Origin of the sequence: Pseudomonas sp. SH10-3B, assembly GCF_019891415.1 — a bacterium.
In the GTDB taxonomy this organism is placed as follows: domain Bacteria; phylum Pseudomonadota; class Gammaproteobacteria; order Pseudomonadales; family Pseudomonadaceae; genus Aquipseudomonas.
This window is the reverse complement of record NZ_JAFLXD010000019.1, coordinates 30522-47566: the sequence shown is the minus strand read 5'-3', so window position 1 is coordinate 47566 and position 17045 is coordinate 30522. Positions and strand designations below refer to the sequence as shown.

Annotated in this window: 12 protein-coding genes; 11 read left to right on the top strand and 1 reads right to left on the bottom strand. The window is 61.0% G+C overall.

The window, feature by feature from the left end:
• The first annotated feature begins 11 nt into the window (after nt 1-11).
• From rpmE to J1G35_RS15915, 3 genes are all read left to right on the top strand, one after another.
• Nucleotides 12-245 carry a 50S ribosomal protein L31 gene (gene rpmE, locus J1G35_RS15925; RefSeq protein ID WP_005784030.1) on the top strand — a complete coding sequence of 78 codons (234 nt, stop codon included), beginning with the start codon at nt 12-14 and terminating at the stop codon, nt 243-245.
• A 14-nt stretch (nt 246-259) separates the two neighbouring features.
• Nucleotides 260-1066: a thermonuclease family protein gene (locus J1G35_RS15920; protein ID WP_223015417.1), complete on the top strand. Its 807-nt coding sequence runs from the start codon at nt 260-262 to the stop codon at nt 1064-1066.
• Between the two features lie 181 nt (nt 1067-1247).
• Complete coding sequence (locus J1G35_RS15915) at nt 1248-2516, top strand: malic enzyme-like NAD(P)-binding protein (RefSeq protein WP_027605010.1); 1269 nt, start codon at nt 1248-1250, stop codon at nt 2514-2516.
• A gap of 149 nt (nt 2517-2665) precedes the next feature.
• Here the strand turns inward: J1G35_RS15915 and J1G35_RS15910 are convergent, their stop codons facing one another.
• Nucleotides 2666-5128: a penicillin-binding protein 1A gene (locus tag J1G35_RS15910; RefSeq protein WP_223015416.1), complete on the bottom strand. Its 2463-nt coding sequence runs from the start codon at nt 5126-5128 to the stop codon at nt 2666-2668.
• Between the two features lie 217 nt (nt 5129-5345).
• On the opposite strand from J1G35_RS15910, the gene pilM reads away from it, so the two are divergent.
• From pilM to gltB, 8 genes are all read left to right on the top strand, one after another.
• Complete coding sequence (gene pilM / locus J1G35_RS15905; protein ID WP_223015415.1) at nt 5346-6002, top strand: type IV pilus assembly protein PilM; 657 nt, start codon at nt 5346-5348, stop codon at nt 6000-6002.
• Nucleotides 5999-6550, top strand: coding sequence for a PilN domain-containing protein (locus J1G35_RS15900; protein ID WP_223015414.1), 552 nt, complete (start codon nt 5999-6001; stop codon nt 6548-6550). The genes pilM and J1G35_RS15900 overlap by 4 nt, the downstream gene beginning before the upstream one ends.
• Nucleotides 6547-7518: a pilus assembly protein PilP gene (locus tag J1G35_RS15895; RefSeq protein WP_223015413.1), complete on the top strand. Its 972-nt coding sequence runs from the start codon at nt 6547-6549 to the stop codon at nt 7516-7518. Before J1G35_RS15900 ends, J1G35_RS15895 begins: the two co-directional genes overlap by 4 nt.
• Nucleotides 7519-7587: 69 nt before the next feature.
• Nucleotides 7588-8913, top strand: a complete 1326-nt coding sequence (locus tag J1G35_RS15890; RefSeq protein ID WP_053140564.1) for a type IV pilus secretin PilQ family protein — start codon at nt 7588-7590, stop codon at nt 8911-8913.
• Between the two features lie 4 nt (nt 8914-8917).
• On the top strand, nt 8918-9436 hold the full coding sequence (gene aroK / locus J1G35_RS15885; RefSeq protein ID WP_010213757.1) for a shikimate kinase AroK: 519 nt from the start codon (nt 8918-8920) through the stop codon (nt 9434-9436).
• 125 nt (nt 9437-9561) lie between these two features.
• Nucleotides 9562-10662, top strand: coding sequence for a 3-dehydroquinate synthase (gene aroB / locus J1G35_RS15880; RefSeq protein ID WP_027605004.1), 1101 nt, complete (start codon nt 9562-9564; stop codon nt 10660-10662).
• Nucleotides 10663-10672: 10 nt separating this feature from the next.
• Nucleotides 10673-12238, top strand: coding sequence for an AAA family ATPase (locus tag J1G35_RS15875; protein ID WP_223015412.1), 1566 nt, complete (start codon nt 10673-10675; stop codon nt 12236-12238).
• 353 nt (nt 12239-12591) lie between these two features.
• The gene (gene gltB / locus J1G35_RS15870; RefSeq protein ID WP_223015411.1) at nt 12592-17037 is read left to right on the top strand and encodes a glutamate synthase large subunit; all 4446 of its coding nucleotides are present in this window, start codon (nt 12592-12594) and stop codon (nt 17035-17037) included.
• The last annotated feature ends 8 nt before the right edge of the window (nt 17038-17045 follow it).

Below are 17045 nucleotides of genomic sequence, written 5' to 3'. Positions count from 1 at the left end.
AGGAAGTCACCATGAAAGCCGATATCCATCCAGCGTACGAAACCATCGAAGTTACTTGCAGCTGCGGCAACAAGTTCGAAACTCGCTCGAACCTGTGCAAGCCACTGGGTACTGACGTATGCAACGAGTGCCACCCGTTCTACACCGGTAAGCAGAAAACTCTGGACACCGGCGGCCGTGTACAGCGCTTCGCAGATCGCTTTGGTGCTTTCGGCAAGAAGCCTGCTGCTACTCCAGCAGAGTAAGGCTCAAAAGCCTTATGGGCTTTTGCCAGCTGTTGAAAAAGGCGTCCCTTGCGGGCGCCTTTTTTGTGCCTGCGATTTGGTTGTCGGTGGCCCAGGCGCAGGTGTTTTGCCCGGCGCCAGCGGCCGTGGCCCGCGTGGAAGTGCAGCGGGTGGTGGATGGCGACACGGTGCGCCTCAAGGATGGCCGCAGTGTGCGGATGATCGGAATCAACACCCCGGAAACCGGCAGGAAGGGCCGCCCCGACGAGCCTTTCGCAGTCGCCGCACGCCAGCGTTTGCAGGCCTTGGTGGATGCCAGCGGTGGCCGGGTCGGCCTGGTGCCGGGGCGCGAGCGCAAGGATCATTACGGTCGCACCCTGGCCCACCTCTATGGCGCCAACGGCGAGAACCTGGAGGCGCAACTGTTGGCCGAGGGCCTGGGATTCCAGGTGGGCGTGGCGCCGAATGTCGATCTCGTCACCTGTCAGCAGGCGGCTGAGAACCGTGCCCGCAAAGCGCGCCTTGGCCTGTGGCGCCAATCGCCGGTCAAGACTGTGGCGCAGCTCAAGCGCTCCGGGTTTGCCGTGGTCAGCGGCCGGGTCAGCAAGGTAAAGCGCAACCGTGGTGGGGTCTGGATTGAACTGCAGGGCTCACTGGTATTACGTATCGCCCCTGCTCTGGCCAGCCAATTCGATGCGGCCACGCTCAATGGTCTGCAAGGCCGCACTATCGAGGCGCGTGGGTGGGTGCAGGATCGCTCGCGACGTGGGGGGCTTAAAAATGGCCAGGCCCGCTGGCTCCTGCCGCTGACCGATCCGGGCATGCTCAAATCGACGCGTTGAGAAAAAATTGTAGACATTTTTCAAGTCGATTGTGAACAGTTAAGCCCTTGTATCCCGTGGCTCTTGGCCGAAAGTCTTAGCGCAGGGCCCTTGACACCTGTGACTGCCCAGTCTTGTAGGGACTTTACGACACGAGTATCCTCGGCGGTCCGTCGACCAACAGTAAAAGCGGAATGCCGATATGTCTGATTTGAAAACTGCCGCTCTCGAATATCATGCCCATCCTCGTCCAGGAAAGCTGAGTGTAGAGCTCACCAAAGCCACTGCCACCGCCCGCGACCTGTCGCTGGCCTACAGCCCTGGCGTGGCCGAGCCCGTACGTGAAATCGCCCGCGACCCTGAACTGGCGTACAAGTACACCGGCAAAGGCAACCTGGTTGCAGTGATTTCCGATGGCACCGCGATTCTCGGCCTGGGTAACCTCGGCCCACTGGCCTCCAAGCCAGTCATGGAAGGTAAAGGCGTGCTGTTCAAGCGCTTCGCCGGCATCGACGTTTTTGACATCGAAGTCGATTCCGAGAGCCCGCAGGCTTTCATCGACACCGTCAAGCGCATCTCCATCACCTTCGGTGGCATCAACCTGGAAGACATCAAGGCACCTGAGTGCTTCGAGATCGAAAAGGCCCTGATCGAGCAGTGCGACATTCCGGTATTCCACGATGACCAGCACGGCACCGCGATCGTCACTGCGGCCGGCATGATCAACGCCCTGGAAATCGCTGGCAAAACCCTGGCTGACGCCAAGATCGTCTGCCTGGGTGCCGGCGCTGCGGCCATCTCCTGCATGAAGCTGATCGTCAGCATGGGCGCCAAGCTGGAAAACATCTACATGGTCGACAGCAAGGGCGTGATCCAGTCCGAGCGTACCGACCTGAACCAGTACAAGGCGATGTTTGCCCACCCGTCCTCCAAGCGTACCCTGGCTGACGCCCTGAACGGTGCCGACGTGTTCGTTGGCCTGTCCGGCCCGAACCTGCTGAGCGCTGAAGGCCTGAAGTCCATGGCGGCCAACCCGATCGTGTTCGCCTGCTCCAACCCTGATCCGGAAATCGCTCCGGAACTGGCCCATGCCACCCGCGACGACGTGATCATGGCGACCGGTCGTTCGGATTACCCGAACCAGGTCAACAACGTGCTGGGTTTCCCGTTCATCTTCCGTGGTGCCCTGGACGTTCGCGCCAAGCGCATCAACGAAGAGATGAAAGTGGCTGCCGCCAACGCCCTGCGTGAACTGGCCAAGCTGCCGGTGCCTCAGGACGTGTGTGACGCCTACGGTGGCGCCAAGCTGGAATTCGGTCGTGAGTACATCATTCCGAAACCAATGGATAAGCGCCTGATCACCCTGATCTCCGATGCCGTGGCCAAAGCCGCGATCGAGACCGGTGTGGCCACCCTGCCATATCCGAAAAACTACCCGCTGCAAAGCGTGGATGATGTGTTCAACGGTTAAGCCGTTGTAGCGCACCAACAAAAAGCCCCGGCTCTCACGAGTCGGGGCTTTTTGCTGGGGTGGCGATTAACGTGTGTCCTGTGGAGATCAAATGTGGGAGGGGGCAAGCCCCCTCCCACATTGGGTTCTGCGTAGGCTTAAGGTCCAGGTTAGAACAGATCGATCGGCGCCGCCTCATCTGCCGGCAACGGGCTGCCCGGTACGACGCCGTTGCCCAGCTCATTGACCGACGGCGGCGTGTCTTCGCTCTTGAACAGTTCAAAGTACGCATTCGGCGTGCTCGGCGAGGCCGCACGGCCACTGACCGGGTCGATCCGCAGGCTGAGGATACCTTCCGGCTCCGGCTGGGTATGCAACGGCTTGTCCTTCAGGGCGGCGCCCATGTAGCTCATCCAGATCGGCAGCGCGACGGTGCCACCGAACTCGCGGCGGCCAAGGCTTTCCGGCTGGTCATAGCCGGTCCACACGGTGGTCACGTAGTCGGCGTTATAGCCGGAGAACCAGGCGTCCTTGGATTCGTTGGTGGTACCAGTCTTGCCCGCGATATCTGCGCGGCCCAAGGCCAGCGCGCGACGGCCGGTACCCTTCTTGATCACGTCTTCCAGGATGCTGTTGAGGATATAGGTGGTACGGCCATCCACAATGCGTTCGGCCACGGCGGGTGCCTGGGGTTCGGCCGGGGCGGCATTTGTGGTCGGAGTAGCACCCGGCGTCGGCTCGATGGTAATACCGCCGTTGCTCGGCGCTGCCAGCCCATCCGTGGCCGCTACACCGTTGACCACGTCACCCGGTACCCGGGGTGGGTTGGCGGTGAACAGCGTGTCGCCATTGCGGCTTTCGATCTTGTCGATCAGGTACGGAGTGATCTTGTAGCCGCCATTGGCAAACGTGCTCCAGCCAGTGGCGATTTCCATCGGTGTGAGGGTCGCGGTGCCCAGGGCCAGGGACAGGTTCGGCGGCAGGTCCGACTTGTTGAAGCCAAAGCGCGTGATGTAGTCGATAGTCTTGCCGACACCCATCGCCTGCAGCAAGCGGATCGATACCAGGTTGCGCGACTTGTACAGCGCCTCACGGATACGGATAGGGCCTAGGAAGGTGTTGGTGTCGTTCTTCGGACGCCAGACCTTGTCCAGGTACTCGTCGACAAACACGATGGGCGCATCGTTGACCAGGCTGGCGGCGGTGTAGCCATTATCCAGGGCGGCGCTGTAGATGAACGGCTTGAAGCTTGAGCCCGGCTGGCGCTTGGCCTGGGTGGCACGGTTGTAGTTGCTCTGTTCGAAGGCGAAGCCACCCACCAGGGCGCGAATTGCGCCGTTCTGCGGGTCCAGCGATACCAGTGCACCCTGGGCCAGCGGCACCTGGCTGAATTTTAGGCTGTCGTCCTTCTGGCGTTGCACGCGGATCAGGTCACCGACTTGCGCGACATCCGAGGGTTGCTTCGGCATCGGCCCCATGCTGTTTGTGTTCAGGAACGGGCGCGCCCATTTCATGCTGTCCCAGGCCACATGCGCTTCGCCGGTGCGGGTCAGCACCTGCACGCCATCTTTCTTCACCTGGGTGACGATGGCCGGTTCCAGGCCGCTGATCGCACGCTGTTTGCCCAGCTCGACAGTCCAGGCGCTCAGGGTCTTGCCCGGCAGGCGCGACTCGGGGCCACGGTAGCCGTGGCGTTGGTCGTAGGTGATGAGGCCGGAGTGCACTGAGTCATTGGCGATGTCCTGCAAGTCGCTCGGAACCGTCGTGGTCACGCGAAAGCCTTCGGTGTAGGCCTCGCTGCCATAACGACCGACCATCTCGGCACGCGCCATTTCAGCGATATACGGTGCATTCACTTCCGGCGTCGGCACGTGATAGCTGGCGTTCAATGGTTCGGCCACCGCACTTTCATAGGCGGCCTGGTCGATCTTGCCCAGCTTGTACATGCGCCCCAGGATCCAGTCACGACGCTCTTTGCTGCGCGCCGGGTTGGCCAGGGGGTTGAAGCGTGAAGGGGCCTTGGGCAGGCCGGCAATCATGGCCATCTGCGCCAGGCTGGCGTCCCGAATGGACTTGCCGTAGTACACCTGTGACGCGGCTTCGATGCCGTAGGCGCGGTTACCCAGGTAGATCTTGTTGACGTACAGCTCGAGGATTTCGTCCTTGGTCAGCTGACGTTCGATCTGCAATGCCAGCAGGATTTCAGTGGCTTTCCGCGAAAAGCTGCGCTCGCTGGTGAGGAAGAAGTTCTTCGCCACCTGCATGGTGATGGTGCTGCCACCGGATTGAATGTGTCCGCTTTTTACCAGTTGCGTGGCGGCGCGCACCAGGCTGCTGGGGTCGACGCCATAGTGGTTGGCAAAGTTATCGTCTTCGGCCGACAGCAGGGCACTGATGAAATTGGGTGGAATATCGGCAAAACGGATCGGTGTGCGGCGCATTTCGCCGAACTCCGCGATCAGCTTTTCATCGCTGCTGTAGACCCGCAAAGGAATCTGCAACTGGATACTTCTCAGAGCCTCTACGGAGGGTAAACCCGGACTAAGGTAGAGGTAGGCCCCGCTGAGTACGAGCAGCAGCCCGCAGACGATCGCGACAATGGAGTACCCGAAAAACTTCAGCAGACGAATCAAGGCTTTTGGATTTCCAGAGAAAAGAATGAGTTAGGCGTCGGGGCATGCATGGCAAACGATGGATCGACCCGGGCAGCAGATAAAAAGCGGGAAAAAACGCTGGGCATTAAAGCATTTTTCGGCTTGGGACGTCATTCGCGCATGCTCAACATGTCGACCGAATGCAGGGTCCCGGCGGCAATCAGGCGTTAAGACAGGCAAAGTTTTGGGGAGTTTTATGAGAAAGGGATTTTGCAGGCGAAAAGTCGATACCGTCCTTGGCGTCGACATCAATGATGCAGGGATCAAGCTGGTCGAGCTGGGATGTTCAGCCAGCGGTTACAGCGTGCAGAGCTATGCCACACAGGCGCTGCCGGCCCATGCGGTAGTCGACGGCACCCTGCGCGACCTGGAGGGCATAGGCCATGCGTTGCACATGGCGCTGTCCCGGCTGCGGACGTCGGCCAGGCAGGCGGCAGTCGCGGTGGCGGGCCCTTCGGTCATTACACGGGTCATTGAAATGCCGGCGGGACTTTGCGACGACGAATTGGCCTTGAGAATCCAGATGGAAGCAGATCAATACATTCCCTACGCACTGGACGAGGTGGCGCTGGACTTTCAGGTCCAAGGGCCGTCGGCGCAGGATCCGGCGCGGGTCGAGGTATTGTTGGCGGCGTGCCTGAAGGAGCATGTCGAGGCCTGTGAAGCCGTTTTGGCCCTGGCCGGATTAGTGCCCCGGGTGGTAGATGTCGAAGGGTTTGCATTGGCGCGCGCTTGCAGTCAGGATTTCGCCAGCTTCACCCTGGGCCATCGAGTCGATGGTGCACAATGGATCATGGATGCCCCAAGGATGGGAGTCGCTTGCGGGTTGGCCCTGAGGAGTTTCGCTGGATGACACGAATCAATCTTTTGCCGTGGCGGCAGGCGTTGGCGCAACGGCGGCGTAAATATTTCCTGATGCTGTTGCTGGCGTTTGCCGGCGTGGCGCTTGCGGCTGTCTGGCTGGCGGACCAAGTGATCGACCAGGCAATCGACCGGCAGGTGACGCGAAACAATCATGCGGGCAAGGACATCGCCGTTCTGGACTCGCGGATCAAGACCATTGATGACCTTCAGGTGCAAAGCCAGCAACTGGCGGAGCGCATGAAGGTCGTGCAAGACCTGCACGAAAATCGCTCCGCCGGTGCGCAACTGTTGGATCAGTTGGCCCGTGCGATGCCTGACGGTGTGCATTTGCATGAGGTAGTGGCGAAGGGCGATACGGTGAGTATCAGCGGCAGTGCCGAATCCAGCCAGGATATCGCCCAACTGATGCGTCGCCTGCAAGCCTCTGAGGGCGCCCACGCCACGCGTCTGCAGCATGTGCGGACCGAAGGTACTCGCGGCAACAATGAATTCCAGTTGATGGTGCGCCAGGGAGAATCTTCCGAGGCCCAGCCATGAGCCTGTCCAGGCTCGAATTTTCCGCCCTGACTCACAATGCTGCTAAATGGCCCTTACCCGGTAAGGCCTTGCTGGGCTGTGCGCTGGCCGGCGTGGTGCTGCTGGTGGGCGATCTCGCGTACCTCAGCCCATCACGGGAGCGCTTGCGCGAGGTCGAGGTGCAGGAAGTGGCCCTGCAGCAGCAACTCGCGGAAAAAACCGCCTTGGCTGCCGACCTTGAAGAGCGGACTCGCCAGTTGCAACTGATGCAGGACAAGGCCAGCGTGCTTTTGCAGCAACTGCCAGGTGAGTCCGAAATGCCCGGCGTGCTCGAAGACATCGCCAGGTTGGCGCTGGCCAATGGTGTGGTGATTGAGAACGTCACGCCGTTGGATCAGCAGTTTCAGCCGTTCTACAACCAACAGCCCGTTCAAATCGGCGCCAGCGGCACCTATCACGACCTGGCGACGTTTATGAGTGCCCTGGGTGGCCTTTCGCGAATCGCGACGGTGCATGATGTTGCCCTGCGACGTGATGGCAAGCTGCTGCGCCTTGATCTGCTGGTCAAGACCTATTGGAGCGAGCAGCAAGGCGTCAAACGAGATGTGCCGGTGGTGCAAGGGCAGCCCTTTGTATATGACGCCTTCGGTATGCGCGACCCGTTCCAGCCCGTTGCCCTGCAAGTCGGCCGCGCCCCAGGGCGGGCGGCTGTTGCGCCGGACCTCACTCGACCGCGTGGGCTCCTGGAAGAGCACTCGGTGGATCAGTTCGAAATGGTCGGCACGTTGTCCCGTGGGGCGCAGACCTTCGCCCTGCTGCGCCAAGCCTCAACGGTGCATCGCCTGGCAGTCGGCGACTACATGGGGCCGGATCACGGTCGAGTCACCGCAATTCATGACGGCCATATCGAACTGGTCGAGTTGTTTCCCGATGAACAGGGTGCATGGCTGGAGCGCCCGCGAACCCTCGTGCTAAACGTCAACTCATAACGGAATCAAACAATGAAAAGGACTTTCTCGTCCTTCGGTGTGGCGCTATGGATAGCGTTCACGGCACCGATGGCTGCTGCTGTGCCCAATCGTGTGGATCTGATCCAGCTGCCGCCTCCCGGCAGCGCGGTATCGGGCGCCTATAGCGGTGACACATTGAACCTCAACTTCCAGGACATAGGGCTGCGCGCTGCATTGCAGCAAATTGCCGATGTGGCGGGCCTCAATCTGGTGGTTGGCGACGACGTACAGGGCTCCATCACCCTGCGCCTCAAAGGCGTGCCCTGGGATCAGGCGCTGGACCTGGTGCTGCAAACCAAAGGCTTGGATAAGCGGATAAAGTCCGGTGTGTTGCTGGTGGCGCCCGCGGAGGAGTTGGCCGCTCGCGAGTTGCTCACGCTGGAGTCACGCAAGCAGATGGCCGACCTGGCACCGCTGCGCCGTGAGCTGCTGCAGGTCAACTATGCCAAGGCGTCAGACCTGGCCAAGCTGTTTCAGTCGGCGAACGGTCTTGAAGGCGCGACCGATGAGCGCGGTTCTGTGGCGGTGGATGACCGTACCAATAACATCATTGCCTACCAGACCGGCGAGCGTTTGGAAGAGTTGCGGCGGATCGTGGCGCAGTTGGACATCCCGGTGCGCCAGGTGATGATCGAAGCGCGGATTGTCGAGGCCAATGTTGATTACGACAAAAGTCTGGGCGCGCGCTGGGGTGGTCGGCTCAATCGAGGCAATTGGGCTGCCGGTGGTATCCAGGGGCCCTTGCCTGACGGCGCTCAAGCGCCGGAAAACCTTGCCAGCTCGCCATTTGTCGACTTGGGCACACTCACGGGGACGTCGGGCCTGGGCATTGCCTTTATCACCGATAACCTCCTGCTGGACCTGGAGCTGACGGCCATGGAGAAAACCGGCAATGGCGAAATCGTCTCGCAGCCGAAGGTAGTCACTTCCGACAAGGAAACCGCGCGGATTCTTAAGGGCACCGAAATTCCCTACCAGGAATCCACTTCCCAAGGTGCTACGTCGGTGTCGTTCAAAGAGGCCTCTCTGTCGTTGGAGGTCACGCCGCAAATCACCCCCGATGACCATGTGATCATGGAAGTGAAAGTCACCAAGGATGAGCCTGACTACCTCAACAAACTCAACGACGTACCGCCGATCAAGAAAAACGAGGTGAATGCCAAGGTGCTGGTCAGGGACGGCGAGACCATCGTCATCGGTGGGGTTTTCTCCAATACCCAAAGCAAAGTGGTAGATAAAGTGCCATTTTTCGGCGATGTGCCGTATCTTGGCCGCCTTTTCCGGCGCGATGTGCTGGCGGAGAAAAAATCCGAGCTGCTGGTATTCCTGACTCCGCGTATTATGAATAACCAGGCGATTGCTGTGAGTCGTTGATTCTGTGCGAAATTTGATTCTTGTAGGACCGATGGGGGCTGGAAAAAGCACCATCGGCCGTTTGCTGGCCAAAGAGCTGCGCCTGCCATTCAAAGATTCCGACAAGGAAATTGAATTGCGCACGGGTGCCAATATCCCATGGATCTTCGATAAGGAAGGCGAGCTGGGCTTTCGCGACCGCGAGCAGGCGATGATTGCCGAGCTGTGCGGCTGCGATGGTGTGGTATTGGCCACCGGCGGTGGCGCAGTAATGCGCGATGAAAACCGCCGGGCGCTGCATGCCGGTGGTCGGGTGGTCTATCTGCATGCGTCGGTCGAGCAGCAGGTGGGTCGTACCGCCCGCGATCGCAATCGTCCGTTGCTGCGCACGGCCAACCCGGAAAAAACCTTGCGGGACTTGCTCACGCTGCGCGATCCGCTGTATCGGGAAATCGCCGATCTGGTGGTGGAAACCGATGAGCGGCCGCCTCGGATGGTGGTCCTCGACATTCTTGAGCGCCTGCAACGGCTGCCACCCCGTTAAAGCCAGGCTCGAAATGCGCTATTCTCGGCGGCGCGTCATCACCCTGTGGGGTGTGGCGTAGAGCCATCAGGCAGCGTCAGATCTCGACGTTACCGGTCGTCAATACATCTTCAACGCGGGGACACATGCAGACACTTAAGGTCGATCTAGGCGAGCGCAGCTACCCGATCCATATTGGCGAAGGTCTGTTGGACCAGCCCGAATTGCTGGCACCGCACATTGCCGGGCGGCAAGTGGCGATCATCTCCAACGAAACGGTCGCGCCACTCTATCTTGAGCGTTTGAGCCGCAGCCTGGCGGCATACTCAGTGATCTCGGTGATTCTGCCCGATGGCGAAGCCCACAAGAACTGGGAAACCCTGCAACTGATCTTTGATGGCCTGCTGACCGCACGCCATGACCGCCGAACCACCGTGATTGCCCTGGGCGGCGGTGTGATCGGCGACATGGCCGGCTTCGCAGCGGCCTGCTACCAGCGTGGCGTGGACTTTATCCAGGTGCCGACCACCCTGTTGTCCCAGGTCGATTCGTCGGTGGGCGGCAAGACCGGCATCAACCACCCGCTGGGCAAGAACATGGTCGGCGCGTTCTACCAGCCTCAGGCCGTGCTGATCGACACCGCAACCCTCAACACCTTGCCGCCGCGCGAACTGTCGGCCGGACTGGCGGAAGTCATCAAGTACGGGCTGATTTGCGATGAGCCCTTCCTGGCCTGGCTGGAAGAACATGTGGACGCCCTGCGCGCCCTCGACCAGGTGGCGCTCACCGAGGCGATTTCCCGCTCCTGCGCCGCCAAGGCGTTGGTCGTGAATGCCGACGAGCGGGAGTCCGGCGTACGGGCCACCTTGAACCTGGGCCACACCTTCGGCCATGCGATCGAAACGCACATGGGCTATGGTGTGTGGTTGCATGGGGAGGCCGTAGCGGCTGGCACAGTGATGGCATTGGAGATGTCGCAGCGCCTGGGCTGGATCAGCGCCCAAGAGCGTGATCGCGGTATCCGCCTGTTCCAGCGCGCTGGTTTGCCGGTTATCCCGCCGGAAGAGATGACCGAGGCGGATTTCCTCGAACATATGGCGATAGACAAGAAAGTGATCGACGGTCGACTGCGACTGGTGCTGTTACGCCACATGGGCGAAGCGGTCGTGACCGACGATTATCCGAAAGAGATTTTACAGGCCACGCTGGGAGCGGATTACCGCGCCCTGGCCCAGCTTAAAGGTTAATAAGATCCCGATGACTAGTTTGCATGCCGACGAGGCGTTCCTCGGCCATTACCAGTTAAGCCACGACCCCTTTGCTCCACGGGTACCTGGCTTCAAATTTTTCCCCGCCCAGCGCAAGCCGGTGCTCGGGCAACTGCACCATCTCGCGCGCTACAGCCAATTACTGCTGGTAGTCACCGGCCCGTTGGGCAGTGGCAAGACCCTGCTGCGCCAGGCCCTGGTGGCCAGCACCAACAAACAGTCGGTCCAGAGCGTGGTCGTCTCGGCCCGTGGTGCCGGTGATGCGGCGGGCGTGCTGCGCCAGGTTGCCCAGGCGCTGGATGTTTCCACTGCTGAGCCGAGCGCTATCCTCAAGCAGGTCGTGCAATTGGGCCTGACCGGCCAGGAAGTCTACCTGCTGGTGGATGACGCCGAGCAACTCGACGAATCCGCCCTGGAAGCGTTGCTGGCCTTGGCGGCGGGCACACCGGAAGGTCGCCCGCATGTGTTCCTGTTCGGTGAGTCGTCGTTGATCGCCGATCTGGAGCAGATCAGCGGTGATCAGGAGCTATTCCACGTCATCGAACTGCAGCCATACGAAGAGGAAGAAACCCGCGAATACCTGGCTCAACGCCTCGAAGGCGCAGGGCAGGGCATCGAACTTTTCTCCGCTGCGCAGATCTCTGATATTCACGAAAGCTCCGACGGCTGGCCTGGCACCATCAACCAGGTTGCCCGCGATGCCATGATCGAAGCCATGATTGCCAGCCGCTCTGCGGTCAAGCGTCCAAAGATGGGGTTCACTATGCCTAAGAAGCACGTATTGGCAATTTCCGCCGTTGTCGTGGTTGCCGTTGCCGCTGCCTGGTTGATTCCGGGTCGCAGCAAGGCACCGACCACTGCCGGCGCGCCAACCGAACAGGCGCAGTTGCCACTGGGCAAGCCCACACCCAACGTCGAATTTGCTAACTCCGGTCAACCGACCAATCTGCCGATGGTTGGCCAGCCGGTGATGCGCGGCCCGCTCGCCGAAGAAGCCGGTGGCATCTCCGAAGGCGATGACGGCGTACCGGTGGAAGGCTCCAGTGCCACACCGCCGACCGTGACCACTACCGCGCCACCTGCGGGCGTGCCAGCCGGCCAGCCTGCTGCCAAGCCAACACCTGCGCCTGTCCCTACCGTCGCTACCGCCAAGCCTGCGCCGGTGACCAAGCCGGTCACGCCTGCGCCAGCCGCCAAGCCAGCTCCGGCAGTGGTTGCCAAGCCTGCTGAAAAACCAGCCGCCACCGTTGCCAAAGCTGGCGCCGCCGGCAGCAGCTGGTACAGCAGCCAGCCCACCGGCAACTTTGTGGTGCAAATCCTCGGCACCAGCTCCGAAGCCAACGCCCAGGCGTTCGTGAAAGAGCAGGGCGGCGAGTACCGTTATTTCAAGAAAGTCCTCAACGGCAAGCCTCTCTACGTGATCACCTACGGCAGTTTTCCAAGCCGTGCCGCAGCTGATTCCGCCATCAAAGCCTTGCCAGCGAAGGTTCAGGCTGGTAAACCTTGGCCTCGCACTGTTGCCAGCGTTCAACAAGAACTGGCGACAACTCGCTGAAGATCCGGCGGCCTTACCCAGGCCGCCCTCCCGGCACCTCAAAATTAAAACCGCAAGTGCGTGCAGCCTTCCAGGCCGCGCGCCTTGTGGTGTCTGCGTCACAGTAGCTTTTGAGTCGTAGCGGTCAGAATTAAAAAAGTTTTGACTAGCACAGCATATCGTTTTAAACCTTTCATAAATGCGACATAGATTTGCGACATTTCGTCGCTAAATTTGTGAGCGTTCGTGTCGGTGTGTACAATGACCTCCCTTTTGCCCCCGCTAAGCCGGCGTACGTTCGGCGTGGAAGGTAACCGGTTGAATTGAAAAGAAATTTGCCTCGGTATAAGAGGCAGCCTGGTGAGAAAGTGTCTATGAAAGCAGGTCTGTACCAACCCGATGAATTCAAGGATAACTGCGGTTTCGGCCTGATAGCCCATATGCAGGGCGAGCCCAGTCATACCCTTTTGCAAACGGCCATCGAGGCCCTGACCTGCATGACCCACCGCGGTGGGATCAACGCCGACGGCAAGACCGGTGACGGTTGCGGCTTGCTGATTCAAAAGCCCGACCTGTTCCTGCGCGCGGTCGCCAAAGAGCATTTTGCTGTCGACCTGCCCAAGCAGTACGCCGTGGGCATGGTGTTTTTCAACCAGGATCCGGTCAAAGCCGAAGCCGCTCGCGAAAACATGAACCGCGAGATCGCCGCCGCCGGCCTGCAGCTGGTCGGCTGGCGCAAAGTGCCGATCGACACCAGCGTACTCGGCCGCCTGGCTCTCGAGCGCCTGCCGCAGATCGAACAAGTGTTCATCGCAGGCGACGGCCTGAGCGACCAGGACATGGCGATCAAGCTGTTCACGTCCCGCCGTCGCTCGTCCGTGTCCAACGCGGCGGATGCTGACCACTACATCTGCAGCTTTTCCCACAAGACCATCATTTATAAAGGCCTGATGATGCCGGCGGACTTGACCGCCTTCTATCCAGACCTGAGCGATGAGCGCCTGCAAACCGCTATTTGCGTGTTCCACCAGCGCTTCTCCACCAATACCCTGCCGAAATGGCCGCTGGCCCAGCCATTCCGCTTCCTCGCCCACAACGGCGAGATCAACACCATCACCGGCAACCGCAACTGGGCCGTGGCCCGTCGCACCAAGTTCGCCAACGATCTGATGGACCTCGAAGAGCTCGGCCCGCTGGTCAACCGCGTGGGTTCCGACTCCTCCAGCATGGACAACATGCTCGAACTGATGGTCACCGGCGGCATCGACCTGTTCCGTGGCGTGCGCATGATCATTCCGCCTGCGTGGCAGAACGTCGAGACCATGGACCCCGATCTGCGGGCGTTCTATGAGTACAACTCGATGCACATGGAGCCGTGGGACGGCCCGGCCGGCGTGGTCATGACCGATGGTCGCTACGCGGTGTGCCTGCTCGACCGTAACGGTCTGCGCCCGGCACGTTGGGTCACCACCACCAACGGTTTCATTACCCTGGCGTCGGAAATCGGCGTGTGGGACTACAAGCCTGAAGACGTGATCGCCAAGGGCCGCGTAGGCCCTGGCCAGATCCTCGCCGTGGACACCGAAACCGGGCAGATCCTCGACACCGACGCCATCGACAACCGCTTGAAGTCCCGTCATCCGTACAAGCAATGGCTGCGCAAGAACGCCCTGCGCATCCAGGCGACCATGGAAGACAACGACCACGGTTCGGCTTTCTACGACATCGACCAGCTCAAGCAGTACATGAAGATGTACCAGGTCACGTTCGAAGAGCGCGACCAAGTGCTGCGTCCACTCGGCGAGCAAGGCTACGAGGCGGTCGGCTCCATGGGCGACGACACGCCGATGGCTGTGCTGTCCCAGCGTGTGCGCACGCCGTACGACTATTTCCGCCAGCAGTTCGCCCAGGTGACCAACCCACCGATCGACCCGCTGCGCGAAGCCATCGTGATGTCCCTGGAAGTCTGCCTCGGTGCCGAGCGCAACATCTTCCAGGAGTCGCCTGAGCACGCCTCCCGCGTGATCCTCAGCTCGCCGGTCGTGTCTCCGGCCAAGTGGCGTTCGCTGATGACCCTGGAGCGTCCAGGTTTTGACCGCCAGATCATCGACCTGAACTACGACGAGAGCCTCGGCCTTGAAGCCGCTGTGCGCAACGTCGCCGACCAGGCCGAAGAAGCCGTGCGCGCCGGTCGTACCCAGATCGTGCTGACTGACCGCCATATCGCGCCAGGCAAGTTGCCGATCCACGCTTCGCTGGCCACCGGCGCGGTGCACCACCGCCTGACCGAAAAAGGCCTGCGCTGCGACTCCAACATCCTCGTGGAAACCGCCACCGCCCGTGACCCGCACCACTTTGCGGTGTTGATCGGCTTCGGCGCCTCGGCGGTCTACCCGTTCCTCGCCTATGAAGTGCTGGGTGACCTGATCCGTACCGGTGAAGTCCTGGGCGACCTCTACGAGGTGTTCAAGAACTACCGCAAGGGCATCACCAAGGGCCTGCTGAAGATCCTGTCGAAGATGGGCATCTCCACCGTCACGTCCTATCGTGGTGCGCAGTTGTTCGAAGCCATCGGCCTGTCGGAAGAAGTTTGCGAGCTGAGCTTCCGTGGCGTGCCGAGCCGTATCAAGGGTGCGCGTTTCGTCGACATCGAAGCCGAACAGAAAGCCCTGGCCGCCGAAGCCTGGAGCGCGCGCAAGCCGATCCAGCAAGGTGGCCTGCTCAAGTTTGTGCACGGTGGCGAATATCACGCCTACAACCCGGACGTGGTGAGCACCCTGCAAGCCGCCGTGCAGCAGGGCGACTACGCCAAGTTCAAGGAATACACCGCGTTGGTGGATAACCGCCCGGTGTCGATGATCCGTGACCTGTTCAAGGTGAAGACCTTGGACACGCCGCTGGCCATCAGCGAAATCGAACCGCTGGAATCGATCCTCAAGCGTTTCGACTCCGCGGGTATTTCCCTGGGCGCCTTGTCGCCTGAGGCCCACGAAGCCCTGGCCGAAGCCATGAACCGCCTGGGTGCGCGTTCCAACTCCGGCGAAGGCGGCGAAGACCCGGCGCGCTACGGCACCATCAAGAGCTCGAAAATCAAGCAGGTTGCCACTGGCCGTTTCGGCGTGACCCCGGAATACCTGGTCAACGCCGAAGTGCTGCAGATCAAGGTGGCCCAGGGCGCCAAGCCCGGTGAGGGCGGCCAACTGCCGGGCGGCAAGGTCAACGGCCTGATCGCCAAGCTGCGTTATGCGGTACCAGGCGTGACCCTGATTTCGCCACCGCCGCACCACGACATCTACTCGATTGAAGATTTGTCGCAGCTGATTTTCGACCTGAAACAAGTCAACCCGCAGGCGCTGGTCTCGGTGAAACTGGTCGCCGAAGCGGGCGTGGGCACCATCGCCGCCGGCGTGGCCAAGGCCTATGCCGACCTGATCACCATCTCCGGCTACGACGGCGGTACCGGCGCATCGCCGCTGACCTCGATCAAGTACGCCGGCGCGCCGTGGGAACTCGGCCTGGCCGAAACCCACCAGACCCTGCGCGGCAACGACCTGCGCGGCAAAGTGCGGGTGCAGACCGACGGTGGCCTGAAGACCGGCCTCGACGTGATCAAGGCCGCGATCCTCGGCGCCGAAAGCTTCGGCTTCGGCACCGCGCCGATGATCGCCTTGGGCTGCAAATACCTGCGCATCTGCCACCTGAACAACTGCGCCACCGGCGTCGCGACTCAGAACGAAAAACTGCGCAAGGATCACTACATCGGCACCGTCGACATGGTGGTGAACTTCTTCACCTACGTCGCCGAAGAAACCCGTGAGTGGCTGGCCAAGCTGGGCGTGCGTTCGCTGGAAGAGCTGATCGGTCGCACCGATCTGCTGGACATCCTCGAAGGCCAGACCGCCAAGCAACAGCACCTGGACCTGACGCCGTTGTTGGGCAGCGATCACATCCCTGCAGACAAGCCACAATTCTGCCAGGTGGATCGCAACCCGCCGTTCGACAAAGGCCTGCTGGCCGAGAAGATGGTCGAGATGGCTTCTTCTTCGATCAACGACGCCAGCGGTGGCGAATTCGCCCTGGATATCTGCAACTGCGACCGCTCCATCGGCGCACGCATCTCCGGCGAAATCGCACGCAAGCACGGCAACCAGGGCATGGCGAAAGCGCCAATCACCTTCCGCTTCAAAGGCACTGCGGGCCAGAGCTTTGGCGTCTGGAACGCCGGCGGCCTGCACATGTACCTGGAAGGCGATGCCAACGACTACGTAGGCAAGGGCATGACCGGCGGCAAGTTGGTCATCGTTCCGCCCAAAGGCAGCGTCTACAAGACCCAGGACAGTGCCATCATCGGCAACACCTGCTTGTACGGCGCCACCGGTGGCAAGCTGTTCGCCGCCGGTACGGCCGGTGAGCGTTTCGCCGTGCGTAACTCCGGTGCCCACACCGTGGTGGAAGGCACTGGCGATCACTGCTGTGAGTACATGACCGGGGGCTTTGTCGCGGTACTGGGCAAGACCGGTTACAACTTCGGCTCGGGCATGACCGGCGGTTTCGCCTACGTGCTCGACCAGGACAACACCTTCGTCGACAAGGTCAACCACGAGTTGGTCGAGATCCAGCGGATCAGCGGCGAAGCCATGGAATCCTACCGGAACCACTTGCAGCACGTGCTGGACGAGTACGTCGAGGAGACCGGCAGCGAATGGGGTCGTAACCTCGCCGAAAACCTCGATGATTACCTGCGTCGTTTCTGGCTGGTCAAGCCCAAGGCTGCCAACCTGAAATCGTTGCTTTCCAGCATCCGTGCCAACCCGCAGTGATATGCGCC

What these genes read in the sequence shown, in the direction of transcription:
- J1G35_RS15920 (WP_223015417.1), top strand. Translation starts at nt 260, where the DNA reads ATGGGCTTTTGCCAGCTGTTGAAAAAGGCGTCCCTTGCGGGCGCCTTT.
- J1G35_RS15900 (WP_223015414.1), top strand. Translation starts at nt 5,999, where the DNA reads ATGACACGAATCAATCTTTTGCCGTGGCGGCAGGCGTTGGCGCAACGG.
- rpmE (WP_005784030.1), top strand. Translation starts at nt 12, where the DNA reads ATGAAAGCCGATATCCATCCAGCGTACGAAACCATCGAAGTTACTTGC.
- J1G35_RS15915 (WP_027605010.1), top strand. Translation starts at nt 1,248, where the DNA reads ATGTCTGATTTGAAAACTGCCGCTCTCGAATATCATGCCCATCCTCGT.
- J1G35_RS15890 (WP_053140564.1), top strand. Translation starts at nt 7,588, where the DNA reads ATGGCTGCTGCTGTGCCCAATCGTGTGGATCTGATCCAGCTGCCGCCT.
- J1G35_RS15895 (WP_223015413.1), top strand. Translation starts at nt 6,547, where the DNA reads ATGAGCCTGTCCAGGCTCGAATTTTCCGCCCTGACTCACAATGCTGCT.
- pilM (WP_223015415.1), top strand. Translation starts at nt 5,346, where the DNA reads ATGAGAAAGGGATTTTGCAGGCGAAAAGTCGATACCGTCCTTGGCGTC.
- gltB (WP_223015411.1), top strand. Translation starts at nt 12,592, where the DNA reads ATGAAAGCAGGTCTGTACCAACCCGATGAATTCAAGGATAACTGCGGT.
- J1G35_RS15875 (WP_223015412.1), top strand. Translation starts at nt 10,673, where the DNA reads ATGACTAGTTTGCATGCCGACGAGGCGTTCCTCGGCCATTACCAGTTA.
- aroB (WP_027605004.1), top strand. Translation starts at nt 9,562, where the DNA reads ATGCAGACACTTAAGGTCGATCTAGGCGAGCGCAGCTACCCGATCCAT.